17 protein-coding genes are annotated in these 15,688 nt (G+C 72.3%); 5 read left to right on the top strand and 12 right to left on the bottom strand.

From position 1 onward, the window contains the following. Window position 1: 1 nt before the first annotated feature. On the bottom strand, window positions 2-340 hold the full coding sequence (locus ACQEVM_RS12735) for an SAV_915 family protein (protein ID WP_433078003.1): 339 nt from the start codon (window positions 338-340) through the stop codon (window positions 2-4). A 397-nt stretch (window positions 341-737) separates the two neighbouring features. Here ACQEVM_RS12735 and ACQEVM_RS12740 point away from each other — a divergent pair, with 397 nt between their 5' ends. Then, window positions 738-2,087: a flavin-containing monooxygenase gene (locus ACQEVM_RS12740; RefSeq protein WP_433078005.1), complete on the top strand. Its 1,350-nt coding sequence runs from the start codon at window positions 738-740 to the stop codon at window positions 2,085-2,087. Between the two features lie 162 nt (window positions 2,088-2,249). Here ACQEVM_RS12740 and ACQEVM_RS12745 read toward each other — a convergent pair whose 3' ends face one another. The 8 genes from ACQEVM_RS12745 to ACQEVM_RS12780 all read right to left on the bottom strand — a co-directional run bounded on the left by ACQEVM_RS12745 (window position 2,250) and on the right by ACQEVM_RS12780 (window position 9,752). Beyond that, window positions 2,250-3,320 carry a tryptophan dimethylallyltransferase family protein gene (locus ACQEVM_RS12745; RefSeq protein ID WP_433078007.1) on the bottom strand — a complete coding sequence of 357 codons (1,071 nt, stop codon included), beginning with the start codon at window positions 3,318-3,320 and terminating at the stop codon, window positions 2,250-2,252. 323 nt (window positions 3,321-3,643) lie between these two features. Further along, the gene (locus ACQEVM_RS12750) at window positions 3,644-4,993 is read right to left on the bottom strand and encodes a cytochrome P450 (RefSeq protein WP_433078009.1); all 1,350 of its coding nucleotides are present in this window, start codon (window positions 4,991-4,993) and stop codon (window positions 3,644-3,646) included. An 8-nt stretch (window positions 4,994-5,001) separates the two neighbouring features. Continuing rightward, window positions 5,002-5,595: a GTP-binding protein gene (locus ACQEVM_RS12755; RefSeq protein ID WP_433078011.1), complete on the bottom strand. Its 594-nt coding sequence runs from the start codon at window positions 5,593-5,595 to the stop codon at window positions 5,002-5,004. Further along, the gene (locus tag ACQEVM_RS12760) at window positions 5,570-5,947 is read right to left on the bottom strand and encodes a DUF742 domain-containing protein (RefSeq protein WP_433078013.1); all 378 of its coding nucleotides are present in this window, start codon (window positions 5,945-5,947) and stop codon (window positions 5,570-5,572) included. The genes ACQEVM_RS12755 and ACQEVM_RS12760 overlap by 26 nt, the downstream gene beginning before the upstream one ends. Continuing rightward, the gene (locus ACQEVM_RS12765; protein WP_433078015.1) at window positions 5,944-6,345 is read right to left on the bottom strand and encodes a roadblock/LC7 domain-containing protein; all 402 of its coding nucleotides are present in this window, start codon (window positions 6,343-6,345) and stop codon (window positions 5,944-5,946) included. The genes ACQEVM_RS12760 and ACQEVM_RS12765 overlap by 4 nt, the downstream gene beginning before the upstream one ends. Continuing rightward, entirely contained in the window at window positions 6,342-7,523 is a 1,182-nt protein-coding gene (locus tag ACQEVM_RS12770; RefSeq protein WP_433078017.1) for an ATP-binding protein, read from the bottom strand. The genes ACQEVM_RS12765 and ACQEVM_RS12770 overlap by 4 nt, the downstream gene beginning before the upstream one ends. Before the next feature lie 469 nt (window positions 7,524-7,992). Continuing rightward, on the bottom strand, window positions 7,993-8,253 hold the full coding sequence (locus tag ACQEVM_RS12775) for a hypothetical protein (RefSeq protein ID WP_433078019.1): 261 nt from the start codon (window positions 8,251-8,253) through the stop codon (window positions 7,993-7,995). A 74-nt stretch (window positions 8,254-8,327) separates the two neighbouring features. Next, window positions 8,328-9,752 carry a glycosyltransferase 87 family protein gene (locus tag ACQEVM_RS12780; protein ID WP_433078021.1) on the bottom strand — a complete coding sequence of 475 codons (1,425 nt, stop codon included), beginning with the start codon at window positions 9,750-9,752 and terminating at the stop codon, window positions 8,328-8,330. Window positions 9,753-9,867: 115 nt separating this feature from the next. On the opposite strand from ACQEVM_RS12780, the gene ACQEVM_RS12785 reads away from it, so the two are divergent. Continuing rightward, complete coding sequence (locus tag ACQEVM_RS12785) at window positions 9,868-11,010, top strand: molybdopterin-dependent oxidoreductase (RefSeq protein WP_433078023.1); 1,143 nt, start codon at window positions 9,868-9,870, stop codon at window positions 11,008-11,010. Continuing rightward, entirely contained in the window at window positions 11,010-11,414 is a 405-nt protein-coding gene (locus tag ACQEVM_RS12790; RefSeq protein ID WP_433078025.1) for a hypothetical protein, read from the top strand. Before ACQEVM_RS12785 ends, ACQEVM_RS12790 begins: the two co-directional genes overlap by 1 nt. A gap of 67 nt (window positions 11,415-11,481) precedes the next feature. On the opposite strand, the gene ACQEVM_RS12795 is transcribed toward ACQEVM_RS12790, so the two are convergent. The 3 genes from ACQEVM_RS12795 to ACQEVM_RS12805 are packed head-to-tail and all read right to left on the bottom strand — an operon-like array spanning window position 11,482 to window position 13,468. Next, the gene (locus ACQEVM_RS12795) at window positions 11,482-12,138 is read right to left on the bottom strand and encodes a class I SAM-dependent methyltransferase (RefSeq protein WP_433078027.1); all 657 of its coding nucleotides are present in this window, start codon (window positions 12,136-12,138) and stop codon (window positions 11,482-11,484) included. Next, window positions 12,135-12,755, bottom strand: coding sequence for a TIGR04282 family arsenosugar biosynthesis glycosyltransferase (locus ACQEVM_RS12800; RefSeq protein ID WP_433078029.1), 621 nt, complete (start codon window positions 12,753-12,755; stop codon window positions 12,135-12,137). Before ACQEVM_RS12800 ends, ACQEVM_RS12795 begins: the two co-directional genes overlap by 4 nt. After that, entirely contained in the window at window positions 12,752-13,468 is a 717-nt protein-coding gene (locus ACQEVM_RS12805; protein WP_433078031.1) for a glycosyltransferase family 2 protein, read from the bottom strand. The genes ACQEVM_RS12800 and ACQEVM_RS12805 overlap by 4 nt, the downstream gene beginning before the upstream one ends. A gap of 123 nt (window positions 13,469-13,591) precedes the next feature. On the opposite strand from ACQEVM_RS12805, the gene ACQEVM_RS12810 reads away from it, so the two are divergent. Beyond that, complete coding sequence (locus ACQEVM_RS12810) at window positions 13,592-14,437, top strand: response regulator transcription factor (RefSeq protein WP_433078033.1); 846 nt, start codon at window positions 13,592-13,594, stop codon at window positions 14,435-14,437. Beyond that, window positions 14,430-15,539, top strand: coding sequence for a sensor histidine kinase (locus ACQEVM_RS12815; RefSeq protein WP_433078035.1), 1,110 nt, complete (start codon window positions 14,430-14,432; stop codon window positions 15,537-15,539). Before ACQEVM_RS12810 ends, ACQEVM_RS12815 begins: the two co-directional genes overlap by 8 nt. Window positions 15,540-15,688: the final 149 nt, after the last annotated feature.

Genomic DNA, 15,688 nt, shown 5'->3' on the forward strand with positions numbered 1-15,688 from the left:
CTCAGGCGCCGCGGACGGCGAGCCGGTCCGGTCGGTGGGTCGTCGCGACGGCCGAGGGAGCCGACAGCGTCGGATCGATGGTGATCAGTCGCGCTCCGAGCGGCGCGCACAGCTCGCGCAGCAGGGACTCCGACAGCGGGACGTACGCCTGGTTCTCGCCGAGGGTCGCGGCCAACCGCTCCACAGCGGTGAAACCGACGGCGGTGCGCGCGCCCAGCGGAGTGTGGAACAGCCGGATGGCCACCCCCGCCCCGCCTCCCGGCCGGACGGGCACGTACAGCAGCCCGGCCGGGACCCGTTCCTCGGGCTCGGGATCGTCGTCGTACCGGAACAGACACATGGGGCTCTCCCTGGGGAACCGCGAACGATGGATGACGCCCCGGGCGGCTCGCCGTGAGGTGCGACCGCTCGGGACGCGTCATGGAAACCATCCCCGCCCGCGCCGCGTCCGTCCGGTCCCCTGACGCCACCTTGACGGGAGTCGGCCCACTCCATACACGTCACTGACGGCCGACGGGGCGCGGCGGACGCCGCCGCACACCGGGGAGGGGCCCGGGCCGGCGCGAACCGGTGCGCGGACCGCGACCGGATTGGGACGATCTTGAACCCTCAACTCCCTTGACCGGTCGATAGGGTGAGGTTCCCGGGCCCCCGTGAGCTGCCGTGTTCCCCCGTGCCCGAGCGGGGCGCGCAGCGGCGGGGAAGCCAACGCCCGGTACAAGGACGGATGGTGTTCTGTGGAGAGTTCCTGGGGCGGGGCGCGTGTCGGCGGGGTTCCCACCGCCGCGACGGTGTGCGTCATCGGTGCGGGACTGTCGGGGCTGGCGGCCGCACACGCCCTCTCCGCCAGGGGAGTGGACTTCGTCTGCCTGGAGAAGGCGCCGGACGTCGGAGGGATCTGGCGGCAGCCGGGAGCCGGCGAGCGGGGACCGGCCTACATGTCGCTGCACCTGAACAGTGCCAAACAGCTCACCGGCTACTCCGACTTCCCGATGCCGGCCGAACTGCCGCTCTACCCCGGACACCGCGATGTCGCCGACTACTTGCGGTCGTTCGCCGAGTGGGCCGGTCTGTTGCCCCGCGTCGAGCTGCGGACCGAGGTCGTGTCCGTGCGGCAGGACGACGACGGTGCCTGGACGGTCGTCAGTCGGGACGCGGACGGTGAGACGACGCGACGGCGCTTCACGCACGTGATCGTAGGCTCGGGCCACAACACGGAGGCGGTGTTGCCGGATCCGCTGCCGGCCGGCTCCGAGTCCTTCACCGGTCGGATCCTCCACTCGATGGACTACCACGACGGCGGCGACTTCGCCGGGCAGCGGGTCGTCGTCGTGGGGATGGGCGCATCCGGGGTGGACATCGCCGCGGACCTCTCCCGGCACGCCGAGCGGACCGACCTGTCCGTCCGCCGGGGACTGCACGTCGTGCCCAAGCAGCTCTTCGGCATGTCGGTCGACCTGATCGCCGACGCTCCGTGGTGGAGCGAGATGTCGTTCCCCGAGCAGCGGCGCTTCGTCGAGCAGGCGCTGCGCGTGGCGCGGGGGAAGCTGTCGGACTACGGTCTGCCCGAGCCCGACCACCCGGTCTTCTCCTCGGCCGTGACCATCTCGGACGAGATACTCAGCCGCATCCGGCACGGCGGCGTGATACCCCGGCCCGCGATCGGCTCCCTGGACGGCGACAGGGTCACTTTCACCGACGGAACCGAGGTGGCGGCGGACGCGATCGTCTACTGCACGGGGTTCCGCATGGCGTTCCCGTTCCTGCCCGCCGGGTGTCCGGCGGGCCCCCGGCAGGAAGCGGTGGAGCTGTACGAGCGGGTCGTCGCGCCCGACCACCCCGGCCTGTACTTCGTCGGGTTGATCCGCCCCGTGGGCTCGATCACGCGCCTCGTGGAAGCCCAGGCGCGCTGGGTGGCCCGGATCGTCGACGGCGAGGCCCCCCTGCCGTCGACGGACGCCATGCGCGAGGAGATCGGTACGTACCTGAAGGCCATCGAGGCGCGCTACGGGCGGACCGAGAGCGCCTCCATCCAGGTGGACGTCGGTTCCTACCTGCGCGAACTGGACGCGTTGCAGGACGCCTGACCGGGGAGCCGGGCCGGGTCGATCCCCACGACACGGCGGCCGATCCCCACGACACGGCGTCCCCCGCACGGCCTCCCCGCACGGCTCCCCGCACGGCGTCCCACGACGCCGATCCGCGGGATCCGGTCGGTGACCCAGGGGGAGCGCCGCCGGCGAGCGGGCTCAGCCGGCGACCGCGGCCCACACGGGCGGCGTGACGACCGGCGGCCTGACCTCGTACGCCTCCGAGGAGACGTAGACGGTCACGCGCGGCGGACGACCGAGCTGGTGGACGAGCCCGACGTAGGCGATGAGCCCCACCCCGTCGCGCAGATCCCGGGAGGTGGCGGCGGACAGCGACCGGACGAGCGGGGCGGTGTCCATGTCGTGGCGGCCGAGCACGGCCAGCGCCCGATCGAGGGCCTCGCCGTCGTGTCGGGCGTAGTCGCGGATCGGGACGTAGAGCGTGAAGCCGCTCGGTCGTCCGGTCGCCGTCTCGGTGAAGGCGTGGCAGGACTGGACGGGCCGCCGCCGCGGGCGTCCGATCCGCCCGTCCTCGACGTCGAGGTCATCGAGGTCGTCGAGGTCGGGGACGTGACCGGCCGCCGTCCGGAAGAAGGTCGTGACCTCGGTCTCGTCGGGTCCGCCGGCCACGCGCGACAGCCCGGCCGCCTCCGCGGCCGTCAGGTCGTGGTGCGCGAGGTAGACCTTGACCCGGGGTTCCTCCCAGGAGCCCAGGTCCAAGGCGAAGAAGAGGTGACGGTCGCCCTCCGGCAACGCCGTGAACGCCTTCCGGTGGCCGAGGCGGCGCAGGGCCTCGCGCACCGTCTCGGCGGAACGTTCCTGCCCGGAGGCCGCCGGGTTCAGATACACCTTGATCCTGGGGATTCCACCGGGGAGGAGTTCCAGCGCGCACCAGAGCGCCAGAGGACCCTGCGGGTTCGGCGGGAAGAACAGGTCCTCCAGTTCGTCCAGCCGCTTCGTGTCGAATCCCCACCGCTGCGCCATCTCGCGGACCACCCGCAACCCGGTCCGCCCGTTCTCCGCCAGACTGCCGGCGCCGTAACCGGGCTCCAGCAGCACGCGCAGGGTCGGTTCGCCGTGCGCCACGAAGGACAGCGAGAACTCCACCGGCGAGTGGTCGTCGGAGAGGAACGAGCGCTCGGGAGGCGGCAGGTCGAGTGACCGCTCCGCGACGGGGCCGAGCGCCGCGAGCAGCGTCCGCGCGTAGGACGCGGAGTCGGCGCCGTTCAACCCCGCGGCCTCGCAGAGCCGCAGGGCCTGTCTCGTCGCATGGGTGCCGAGCGTTCCCCCGAGGGGGGCCCTCGGGGGAACAGGCCCTGGGGCGGTCACCGACCCGCCCCCCACCGACGGGAGCGCCCAAGAAGATACCCGCCTTGAGGGGCGGGTATCGAGGGTTCCCTGTCCGGTGAGGTGTTGCAGCACCGCGGCGTCGTCGGATATCTGGTCCACGACACCTCCCTTGCCTCGTAAGTGACATCGAGTAACGCGATGCTCACTACCCTTGAGGAGGAACGCTCATGCGGCGGCGGGAGGACCGGCAGGAGTGGACTTGATCACCTGGTAAGCCAGTTGAGGAACTGGCTCCACTTGCCGCTGTGTTCACGCCGGTGGCTCGTCACGCCCGGGTCGTGGCTCGTCGACGCCCCGGCGCGCGCCTGCGGCGCGCTCTCGCGGACCGTCTCGAACGGCGTGAACCTGGTGGGCAGCGTGGCGAGGCCGCGGTTGAACGGACCCGGGCGCCACACCAGGCTGTCCTCCGGCACGGAGAGTTCGACGTCCGGGAGCCGGTTGAGGAGGTTCTCGATGGCGGTGACGGTGATCTGCCGGGCGGGCTCCTTCGACGGGCAGGCGTGCGGGCCCGCGCTCCAGGCCAGGTGGGCCCGGTTGCTGCCGGCCTGACGTGCGGACGTCAGCGCCGGCCCGGTGTTGGCTGCCGCGAAACTGACCAGCATCAGATCGCCCGCCTGCACCTTCTGCCCGGCGAACTCCATGTCGGAGGCGGGGTAGTGGGGCGCGAGGTTCTGCATGGGAGGGTTCTCCCACAACGTGTCGTCGATGGCCTCGTCGATCAGGCCGCCCTTGTGGGCGTACGCGTCGTGGGTGAGCAGCCGGTGCAGGGTGTTGCCGATCAGGTTCCGCAGCGGTTCGTTGCCCGCCACCAACAGCAGGGCGAGCTGATGGACCATCTCCTCGTCCGTCAGCTTGGCCTCGTGCTGCATCAGCCACGAGGTGACGTCCTCGCCCGGCTTGGCACGCTTGAGCGCCACCAGTTCACCGACGGCCCCGTACAGCACCTCCGCGGCCCGCTCGGCGTTGACGCCGTCGAACATGCCGGTGATTCCGAACAGCACGCGGTCGCCGATGTCGGCCGGGCAGCCGAAGAGTTCGTTGAACACGAACAGCGGAAGCTGCTTGGCGTAGTCGCCGAGCAGGTCGGCCGAGCCACGCGAACCGAACTGCGAGACCAGGTAGTTGGACACCTGTTCCGTGCTGCGCGCCAGTCTGCGCGAGTCGACGCGCCCCATGCTGTCCGTGATGGCCTGACGCAGCCGCAGGTGCTCGACGCCGTCGCTGAACATGCAGTTGGGGCGGTACGAGAGCACGGCCGCGACCGGGTTGTCCGGGCTGATCCGGCCCTCGTTCAGCTCCCGCCAGCGGCGGGCGTCCTTGCGGAAGGAACCGGAGTCCTGGAGCAGTTGCAGGGCCGTCGAGTAGTCGGTGACGAGGGTGGCCTCCACCCCGGGAGCGAGCTCCACGGGAGCGGTGGGCCCGTAGTGGCGCAGATAGGTGTAGTACGCCTGGGGATCTGCCGCGAACCCCGGACCGTGCAGCGGCACTCGGCCGCCGACCTGGTGAGCGGGGCACCCGGGCGGGGGAACGGGTGCGGTGTGTTGAGCGTCCATGTCTGCTCCTAGCGAGCGCGGTCCAGCAAATAGCGGACGAGTGTGATCAATGCGTCGGCCGACGACTTGGGGTCGCGCGCGTCGCACGTGACGACCGGGGTGTCGTCGAGCAGGTCCAGCGCCTCGCGCAGGGCCCGTTCCGCGCGATCGGGCGTTCCGTCGAAGCGGTTGACGGCGATCGCGTAGTCGAGGCCGTACTGCTCGATCAGGTCGATCACGGCGAAGGAGTCCGCCAGTCTCTCGGGGTCCACCAGCACCAGCGCGCCGAGCGCGCCACGTGCCATGTCCTCCCACATCTGTACGAACCGCAGCTGGCCGGGGGTCCCGAACAGGTACAGCACCACGCGTTCGCTGATCGTCAGCCGGCCGAAGTCCATGGCCACCGTGGTGGTGGTCTTGGTTCGCACTCCCTTGAGGTCGTCGAACGACTCGCCGGCGCGGGTCATCGTCTCCTCGGTCGTCAGCGGAGGGATCTCCGATATCGCGCCGATGAAGGTGGTCTTGCCCACGGCGAAGTGACCGACGACGAGGATCTTCACGGCCGTCTGCGTCGCTCCGTCGCGGACGTACGCCTGCTCAGCCAAACTTGGTGCGGAGACCATTCAGCACCTCCTCGAGGATGTGGCGGTCCGTGAGCGTGGCCCGCTGCACGGGAGGACGGGTGATCAGGTAGCCGCCCTCGGCGAGCGCGGCGAGGACGATCTTCACCACACCCATGGGCAGCCGTGTGTGCCCCGCGATCTCGGCGACCGAGAGGTAGCCCGCCGTGCACAGGTCCAACAGGCCCTGCTCCTCGGGAGACAGCTGGGTCGGACGCTGCTGCCGGTCACCCGCGGCGGTGACCAGGGTGATGAGGGACAGGTGCTCCTCGTCGGGCAGGCCGCGCCCCTTGGTGATGACGTACGGACGCACTAATGCCGCGGCCTCCGGCTCCAGCTCGTCGAAGCCGTTCACGAGTGGACGCCGAGGTTCTCGCGCGGCGGTGTCGTCAAGGCCTTGCCCAACTGGCCGACGAGCTGCTGCATCCGGAAGGTGATGTCCTGCATGTCGACGTCCGGCGAGGCCGAGACGCCGAGGTAGGCGCCCTCCCCGGCGGAGATCAGGAAGACCCAGCCGCCGTCGAACTCGACCAGGGTCTGGCGCCACTGGAGGTGGCCGCCGTCGACGAAGAACCCGAGCGAGCGGCTGAGGGACTGCACACCGCTCATCGCGGCGGCGACCGTGTCCGCGTTGTCCTTGTGGAAGTCCTTCGTCCGGGCCATCAGCAGGCCGTCGGCGGAGACCAGGACCGCATGCAGCGCCCCGGGTATCTCCAGGGCGCTGTCCAGCATCCATGACAGATCGTTGTTCACGGGACCTCATGTCCTTCGCTGCTCGCATCACGTGTGCTGCTCGTCTGGCCCGCCGACGAGCCCGAGGGGGTGGCTCGTCCGTGGAGCGTGCCCCGCTGGAACGCGCCCATGATCGCTGCGGCTTCCGCGTCGGAGCGGCTCGCCGACGGTGCCCCCTGGGTGTTGCCGGGAACGATCGCCATCGGCCGCTTGCGGCTGCGCTTGGGCAGGCCGTCGACGGTCGAGGACGTGGCCACCGCGTACTCGGGGCCGCTCGGGTGGGCGGCGGACGCGGCGCCTGTCGGAGCCGGGGCCTTGCGCTCCGGCATGCCGGTGAGCAGTTCGTGCGGCAGCAGGAGAACGGCGCGGACGCCGCCGTACGGTGAGCTGGAGTCCACGGACACCTCGAAGCCGAATCGCTCGCAGAGCACGCCGATCACGGCGAAGCCGAACTGTGGGGGGCTGCCGAGTCCCGAGACGCCGGAGACCCGTTCGGTCGTCAGGAGTCTCACGGCCCTGGCGCGCTCCTCCTCGTTCATGCCGACGCCGGCATCGTCGACGACGATGCAAATGCCCTTGGGCACGGTACGGATGTTGATTTCGACGACGGTGTCCGGGCTGGAATAGCTGGTGGCGTTGTCGAGCATCTCGGCGAGGGCCAGTGCCACGGGTTCGACGGCCCGGTGGGTGATGCCGAAGTCGACCTGCGAAAGGATCTCCACCCGCCGGAAATGGCGGATGCGACCCTGTGCGCTGCGGACCACGTCGTAGACCGAGGCGACGTCGCGCCGGCGTCCCAGCCAGCCGTCGCACAGCACGGCGATGGATTGCGCACGCCGTCCGAACTGCGAGTTCGTGTGGTCGATCTCCAGGAGGTCCTGGAGAATGACGGACTCGCCGTACTTGCTCTGGAGTCCGGAGAGGACCGATTGCTGCTCGGCGGCAAGACCCTGAAGTGTCCGCATGGCGGACTTGAGAACGGATTTCGTCGCGTCCTGGGCCTGTTCTTTCTCGGCCTCGACGGATGTGGAGAAACTGTTCTCCAGTGCGGCGTAATGGTGTGTGAGTTCCTCGAACTCGTGCCTCAGGGCCCGGGTCGTTCTGCGTTGGCGAACGATGACGGCGGCGGCGCCGGCGGCGCCGCCGACGATGACGACGAAAAGGGCCCAGAGCACTGGGGTCTGTATGTAATACGTCATAAGACTCTCTTCAGGCGACTGACGGCCAGTTGCTGAATTCCGTCAAATGCGGGTGGACCGGCGGACCGCCCGTGCCGGGGGTTCTGCCCGGATGGTCGCCGTGCTCGGAGATGTCGCTTTATGGCCATCTACCGCCCGCAAGTGCGATGATCGTATCACTGGGCGTGAACAGGTGATCGACCGTCAACAAGCGCCTTCTTGATGCCCATTGGCTCGATTCGGTCGGTCTCGTCGCACCTTGGTGAAGGGTGGCGAGCGCACGGACCGACGGGCGTGAGTTCGGGCCGGAATCAACTATTCCGGATTCTTCCGCTCACGATGTGGCGGCTTTTCCGGTCGCGGCATCGGTGTCGCGTTCTCCACGGCGCCGAGGATCTTCGGAGAACGGGAATTCCGAGCCGACCGGGGGCTCCCGCGCGGGCGGTCCTCGCCACCGGATCGCCCCTCGACCGCGACAGCGCCCCGGGACTCAGGTTCGGCGGCCCCGGCCGACGGCGAAGGCGACGAGCACCCCGGCCAGGGCGGCCCACACGACGCCCTCACCGCCCGCCTGGATCCAGCCGACGAGGCCGAGGAGGACCGCGGTGCACACCCCCGCCGCGAGGGCCCGGGCATCACGGAGGAAGGCCCACTGGACGCGTCCGGCCCCCGGCTCCCTCAGCTCGGCGACGGCGGTCTTGACGACGAGTGCGGCCACCACGATCGCGGCCACCACGAGGGTTGTCTCCACTCAGGCTCCCGAAGTCGGTTCCGCCCCGCCGGCCGGCCGGGGGCCGGACGCGCCGATGGAGGCCAGGGGTTCCGTCACGGTCGGCGCCGACCGTCTCCTCCTCGTACAGGTGACGGTAGACCCTGTCCCGTCGCGGCAGAAGCACGGCGCCGCAGCAGGGTGACGACGAGGACCAGGGCGACCGCCGCACCGTAGGCGATGTTGCTCAGCGCCGCCGCGTGGTCGAAGGCCGGGGCCAGTACGTAGACGGCGGCGCCCGCGAGCGCCACACCGAGCCATTCCCAGCGACCGTCCAGGGCCACGAGGGCGATCAGCAGCAGGGCGTACCAGGAGTACCCGGGAGTGAGGAGCGCGAAGGACCAGCCGACGACCGTCAGTGCCCCGCTCCACGGCCGCCGAGGGTCCCCGCGCCACATCACGTGGACGCACACACCCGCCACGACGACGAGCAGCACGGGCAACGCCCAGTCGTCGGGCAGCACCAGACGCAGCAGCGAGTAGCGGGACCCGGACGCCGGGTCCTCGTACCCCTCCTCCTGCACGTAGCCGCCCAGGTAGCCGAGGACGGAGCCCTGCGAGAGGAGGACGTACGGCAGGTAGGAGAGGGCGGTGAAGGCCGCCGCGGGCAGGAGCACCACGGCCGCGTCCCGGACCCGGCGGACGCCCGACAGCGCGCCGGGCAGAACGATCGCGGGCAGCAACTTGGTGGCGACGGCCGCGCCCAGCAACAGCCCGCCGCCGGCCCGCCGCCCCGTGGCCCGGGAGGCGACGAGGCCGAGGCCGACGACCGCGAGGAGCGCGCCCAGCACGTCGACGTGCGCGTTGTTCACGGCCTCGATGGCCACGGCCGGACACCAGGCCCAGTACGCGACCCGACGGAGGTCACGGCCCCGGCGCCGCAGGAGCGCGAGCAGCGCGCCGGTCACGCCCAGGGAGATCAGGGCGCCGCCGACCTGGAAGGCCTTGTGTCGGGCCCCCTGCGGCGACAACCGGTCGACGGCCAGGAAGTACGCCTCGGCGACGGGCGGGTAGATGGTGTGGACGCCGGGCCGGTTGATGCGCGTGCAGTGGGGCACGGCGCCCGCGTGGGGAAGGGAGACGAGGTCCGGGCCGGTGCAGGCGGCCCCCGTGGGGAAGAGCCACGGATCGCGCAGCCGCGCGAGCGCCGCATCGCGCGGCGCGTGGTCGTACGGCGAGATCCCGGCGGACTGGACCCGGCCGTCCCACGCGTACCGGTACGAGTCGGTGCTCGTCCGGGGCGGCGCGACCAGCCCGGCCACGGTGACGGCGACCGCCCCGGCGAGGACCAGCGGCACCACGCGCTCGGCCGGGACGCGGCGCAGCGCCGCCAGGGCGAGGCCGAACAGCAGCCAGCAGACGGCGTACCGGGCGAACAGGCCGACCGGGTCGGTGAAGACACCGTCGTACCGCACGGCGAGGACGAGCGCCGCCACGAGGGCGGCGAGGACGGCGGAGGCGAGGGCGGTACGCGGGTTCACAAGGCGCAAGCGTTCCAGGAAGCACCCCTCAAGCGGGGCCCGACGCCCCCGACGTCCGCGTTTCGTAAGGTGTCGAAGCCCCTCGCGCGCATCAACGCGGGGGTGTGATGGAGACATGCGTTTCACTCTGCCCCCGGGCCCGCCGATCACCTTCAAGGCACGGCTCCACGACGCCCGCACCGCGACCGCGATCGGCCGTTGGCTGGCCCTGGCCTTCGTCGTCTGCTTCGCGACCGGTGTGCTGAGCCACTTCCTCCAACACCCGCCGGGATGGCTCGCGGACCATCTGCCGAGCCGCCCGTACTGGGGCTACCGACTCACCCAGGGCCTGCACGTGGTCTCGGGCATCGCCGCGATCCCGCTGCTGCTCGCGAAACTGTGGACGGTCTACCCGCGCCTGTTCGCGTGGCCGCCGGTGCGGTCCGTCCTGCACGCGCTGGAGCGCCTGTCGGTGGCGGTACTGGTCGCGGCCGCCCTGTTCCAGCTCTTCACCGGACTGCTGAACACGTTCCAGTGGTACCCGTGGCCGTTCAACTTCGTGCCCGTCCACTACGCCGTCGCCTGGGTCGTCATGGGCGCCCTGCTGCTGCACATCGCGGTGCAATGGCCGCGGATCCGGGACCACTTCACCCTCGATTCCCCCGGCACCCTGTCCCTGCCCGAGGCCGACGGACCGAACCGGCGGCAACTGCTGGTCGGGGTGGCAGCCGCGGTGGGAGCGGTCACGGTGACCACCGCCGGGCAGTCGGTCACCGCGCTCGGCCGCCTGGTGCTGTTCGCCCCGCGCAGCCCGGCGCACGGAGTCCAGGGACTGCCGGTGAACCGTACGGCCGCCGCCGCGCGCGTCACCGAGGCCTCGCTCGTCGACTGGCGCCTGACCGTCCACGGACCCCGCCCGTTCACCCTGACCCTGGAGGAACTCAACGCCCTGCCCCAGCACGAGGTGACACTGCCCATCGCGTGCGTCGAGGGCTGGAGCAAGTCGGCCCGCTGGACCGGGGTACGGGTCCGCGACCTGCTGGAGCGGGCGGGAGGCGGCCCCGGCTCGCGGGCCCGGGTGGTGTCGCTGGAGGCGGCCGGCGCCTACCGGGTCATGGACATGGGACGCCTGTACGCGCAGGACCCCCTCACCCTGCTCGCCCTGCGGCTGGGAGGTGAGGTGCTGTCCCTGGACCACGGCTACCCCGCCCGGATCATCGCCCCCAACCGGCCGGGCGTCCTGCAGACCAAGTGGGTCGGCCGACTGGAGGTCGTGTGATGAGGTCCCGATACGTCCTGGGCACCCTCGGACTCGCGCTGATGGCCTGGGGCGGGCTGCTCCTGGTCCGGCAACCCGAACCCTGGCGCATCGCACTGTGGCTCGCCGGGGCGGTCGTGGTGCACGACGGGTTCGTCGCCCCGCTCGTGGCGGCGGTCGCCGCCCTGACCGCGGCGGCCGGACTCCGTCTGCGGGGCGTCCCGCGCGCCGCCCTGATCGTCGCGGGCTCCCTCACCGCCATCGCCCTGCCCCCGCTGCTGCGCCCCGGCGCCGTCGCCAACGCGACCGTCCTGCCACTGGACTACCTGCGCAACTGGCTGCTGACCATCGCGGCGATCACCGTGCTCACCCTCCTCTACACGGGCACGCGCGCCGCCCTGCGCCGGGCGGCCCGCCGGCACTGAACGCACGGAAGCCGCCCTCCGGCCGGAAGAACGTTCCGGCCGGAGGGCGGCTGTCCGGTGGGTGCGGTCAGCGGCCCAGGTGCACGAAGTGCCGGCCCGCCGCCTGCCAGGTGCCCGCCGGGCTCCAGCCCGCGCCCTCCGCCGCCGCGCACAGGGCGCGGGTACCGAGCCTGGCCCACCGGAAGGGCGCCCCCCGCCCGCCGTGTCCGTCGTCGACGTGGACCTCGACGCGTTCGTCCACGTCGGCGCCGACCACCTCGACGAACAGGGCCCCGTCGGGAGCCGTGAGTTCGGCCGCGCGGCGCAACAGGGCCGAGGGGTCGCCGCCGATCCCGATGTTGCCGTCGATGAGCAGGACCGCGCCCCAGCGCCCCTCGCGGGGCAGCGGATCGAACACCGACCGGCACAGGGCGCTGCCGCCCGCCCGCACGGTGCGCTCCACGGCGGCCGGCGTCACGTCCACGCCGAGCGCCGTGTGACCCCTGCGGGCCAGCGCGGCGACCAGCCGGCCCGGCCCGCAGCCCACGTCGAGGACGGGGCCCCGGCAGCGGTCCAGCACGGTGTCGTCGGCGATGTCCGGTTCCGCGCACCAGCGTTCGACGTCCAGGGGCAGCAGCCAACCGTCGCCGCGCCGCAGGAACAGGGGCCCCTGACCGGAGCGCAGCGCGTCGGCGTACGGGTCGGCCTGCCAGGTGCGGGCGGGTTCCAGGAGGTGAACGGTCATCGGGTCACCGCGCACAGGTCGGCGTGCAGGGCCGCGAACCGGGTGCCCGGCGCGGCGGCCGCGACACGCGCCGCGTCGTTCGGGGTGTCCACGTCACACAGCTCGGGCAGGTCCCGCACGGCCAGTCCCGCGGCGATCAACCGCCGCCGTTGCACCGCGCCGGTGTCCGGTACGGACATCGGGACGCCGCGCAACAGGTCCGGGTCCGGGTCGGCGAGCCCCAGGGCCCAGAAACCACCGTCGTCCGCCGGCCCGAACCAGGCGTCCGTGTCCGCGAAGTCGAGCCCCTGCCCGAGCAGCTCCGGAGTGACCTGGGGGGTGTCCATCCCGATGAGCAGGGCCGGTCCGCCCGCCAGGGCGAAAGCCGCGGCGAGGCGGGCGTCCAGGGTCCCCGCGCACTGCGGCCGTACCTCGATGCCCTCCGGCAGCCAGGGGCCGGCTTCCCCGTCCAGGACCAGGATCCGCCGTCGGGCCGGGGTGGCGAGGACGGCGGCGAGAGTGTCACGGAGCGCGGCGCACGCCAGCTCGGCGGCCTGAGCAGGGGTGAAGTACGAGGTCAGTCGGGTCTTCACCCGCCCGGCGACGGGCGCTTTCGCGATGACGAGGAGCGTGCTCACGCGGCGACCCCCTCACCCGGTGCGCGGTGGGTGCCGGGGGCTTCGCCCAGGACCCGGCGCATGTCGCGCACGGCCTGCCAGGTGCCCCGCCAGGTCCCGGTGACCTTGGACTTCCCCGAGCGGGGCAGGTAGGGCACGTCCGTCTCGCCCACCCGCCACCCTGCATCGGCGGCCCGTACGACCATCTGGAGCGGATAACCGCTGCGGCGGTCGGTCAGGGCCAGGTCGAGCAGGGCCTCGCGGCGCGCGACCCGCATCGGACCGAGGTCGTGCAGCCGCAGGCCGGTGCGGCGGCGCACCATCCGGGCGAGCGCGAGATTGCCGGCCCTGGCGTGGACCGGCCACGCACCGCGGCCCTGCGGTCGGCGTCGGCCGAGCAGCAGGTCCGTCTCGCCGGCGGCGATCCGGGCCGCCATGGGGGCGAGCAGCCCGGGATCGAGGGAGCCGTCGCAGTCACAGAAGCAGACCAGGTCGCTGCTCGCGGCCATCAGTCCGGCGTGGCAGGCGGCCCCGAACCCGCGTCGGGGCTCGTGGACGACCGTGGCACCGAGGGCGCGGGCGATGTCGGGGGAGCCATCGGTGGAACCGTTGTCGACGACGATGGCCCGCCAGCCGGCGGGCACGCGGGCCAGCACCCAGGGCAGTGCCTCCGCTTCGTCGAGGCACGGCAGTACGAGGTCCGCGCGGGGCGGTGCACAGGCAGATTCAGTCACCCTCCACACCGTAGGAACCGGACAGCCCGGAAAGGCGATTCAAGACCTTACGAAACGCGGACGCCGTGCCGCGTACGGGCATCCGAGGGCCCCGGCCGCGGCGCGCGGTGTCACCCTTGAGGCATGGCATCGAGCATCGAGCGGCATCCGGACACGGGCCCGCACCCCGAGCGGGAACCCGTGCCCGCCGAGACCCCCGGCCTCGTCCTGGTCGTGGACGACGACCCGACCGTCTCGGAGGTGGTGGCCGGCTACCTGGAACGGGCCGGATACCGCGTCGAGCGGGCGGCCGACGGCCCGGCCGCGCTGCGCGCCGCGCAGGAGCACCGACCCGACCTGGTCGTCCTCGACCTGATGCTCCCCGGCATGGACGGACTCGAAGTCTGCCGTCGACTGCGCGCCCACCGGGACGGGGCCCCTCCCGTCCCGGTGGTCATGCTCACCGCGCGCGGAGACGAGGACGACCGGATCCTGGGCCTGGAGGTCGGCGCCGACGACTACGTCACGAAGCCCTTCAGCCCGCGCGAGCTCGTCCTGCGCGTACGGTCGGTGCTGCGCCGGGCGGCCTCGACCGCCACCCCGAACACCGGCCCCGTGCTCGCCGCGGCCGGCATCGCCATGGACCCGGCCGCCCGCCGGGTCACCAAGAACGGCGCGGAACTGGCTCTCACCCTCAGGGAGTTCGACCTGCTCGCCTACTTCCTCGGGCACCAGGGGCAGGTCTGCGACCGCGAGCGGCTGATGCGCGAGGTCTGGGGATGGGACTTCGGCGACCTGTCCACGGTCACCGTCCACGTCCGCCGACTGCGCGGCAAGATCGAGGACGACCCGGCGAATCCGACACTGATCAGGACCGTGTGGGGCGCCGGATACCGCTTCGAAACCGGCCCGGACGCCGCCCGGGACACGGCGGGTGCCCCGGGTGGGTCGGGTGCCATGAGCGTCCGGACGGAGGACGGCCATGCGTGACCTGCTGCTCATCGCCCTGTACGCGCTCCTCGGCGCGGGCGCCGCCGGACTCCTCGGAGCGGTGGCCCTGCGGATACTGCGCCGGCGCAGCATCGCCGTCTCCCTCGCGGTCGTGGCGGCCGTCGCGGTCTCGGCGATGCTCGCCGGCACGCTCACGGTGGCATGGGCGATGTTCCTGTCCTCCCACGACCTGGCCGTGGTGACCACCGTCGTCGCGGTGGCCGCCGCCGTGTCGCTCGTCACCGCCCTGCTGCTGGGCCGTCAGGTGGTGCTGCGCTGCCGGGAACTCGTCCGCGCGGCCGGCGAGTTCGGAGAGGTGGGCACCTTCACGGCGCCCACCGTGCCCGCCCCCGCCGAACTCACCGCGCTGAGCCGGGAACTGGACCGGACCGGCGCGCGCCTGGCCGCCTCCCGCGAACGGGAACGCGCCCTGGAGACCTCACGGCGCGAACTCGTCGCCTGGATCTCGCACGACCTGCGCACCCCCCTCGCCGGCCTGCGCGCGATGTCGGAGGCGCTGGAGGACGGCCTCGTGGCCGATCCGGCCCGCTACCACCGGCAGATGCGCGCCGAGGTGGAACGCCTCAACTCGATGGTCACGGACCTGTTCGAGCTGTCCCGCATCCACGCGGGTGCCCTCAGCCTCAGCCCCACCCGACTCTCCGTCTACGACCTGGTGGGCGACGCGCTGGCGGGCGCCGACGCCCTCGCCCGCCGGCACGGGGTTCACCTGGCCGGCGAGGGCGTGGCCCCGCTGCCGGTGGAGGTCGACGGCAAGGAGATGACCCGGGTGCTGTCCAACCTGCTGGTGAACGCCATCCGGCACACCCCGGCCGACGGCACGGTGGCGATTGCCGCCGAACGCCGCGCCGGCGCGGTGGTGGTGTCGGTCACCGACGCCTGTGGCGGCATCCCGGAGGAGGACCTCCCGCGCGTCTTCGACACCGGGTGGCGCGGTGCCCCGGCCCGCACCCCTCCGTCGGGGGCGGGGCTGGGCCTCGCGATCGTCCGGGGCATCGTCGAGGCGCACGCGGGACGGGCCGACGTCCACAACGTGCCCGGCGGCTGCCGCTTCGAACTGACCCTTCCGGCCCCGGTGTAAACCCGTCCGCCGTCCCGACCCGTGCGGGGCGGCGGACCGGGGCACCCTCGTCGCCGCAGCCCCCGGCGGCTCCCGTCAGTCGCGGACGAGGCAGAGCGGGTGTCCCGCCCGTCGGCCGGATGCGCGGACAGTGGATCATCTGACGGGAC

It is taken from the genome of Streptomyces sp. CA-243310, from assembly GCF_050936775.1.
GTDB lineage: Bacteria > Actinomycetota > Actinomycetes > Streptomycetales > Streptomycetaceae > Streptomyces.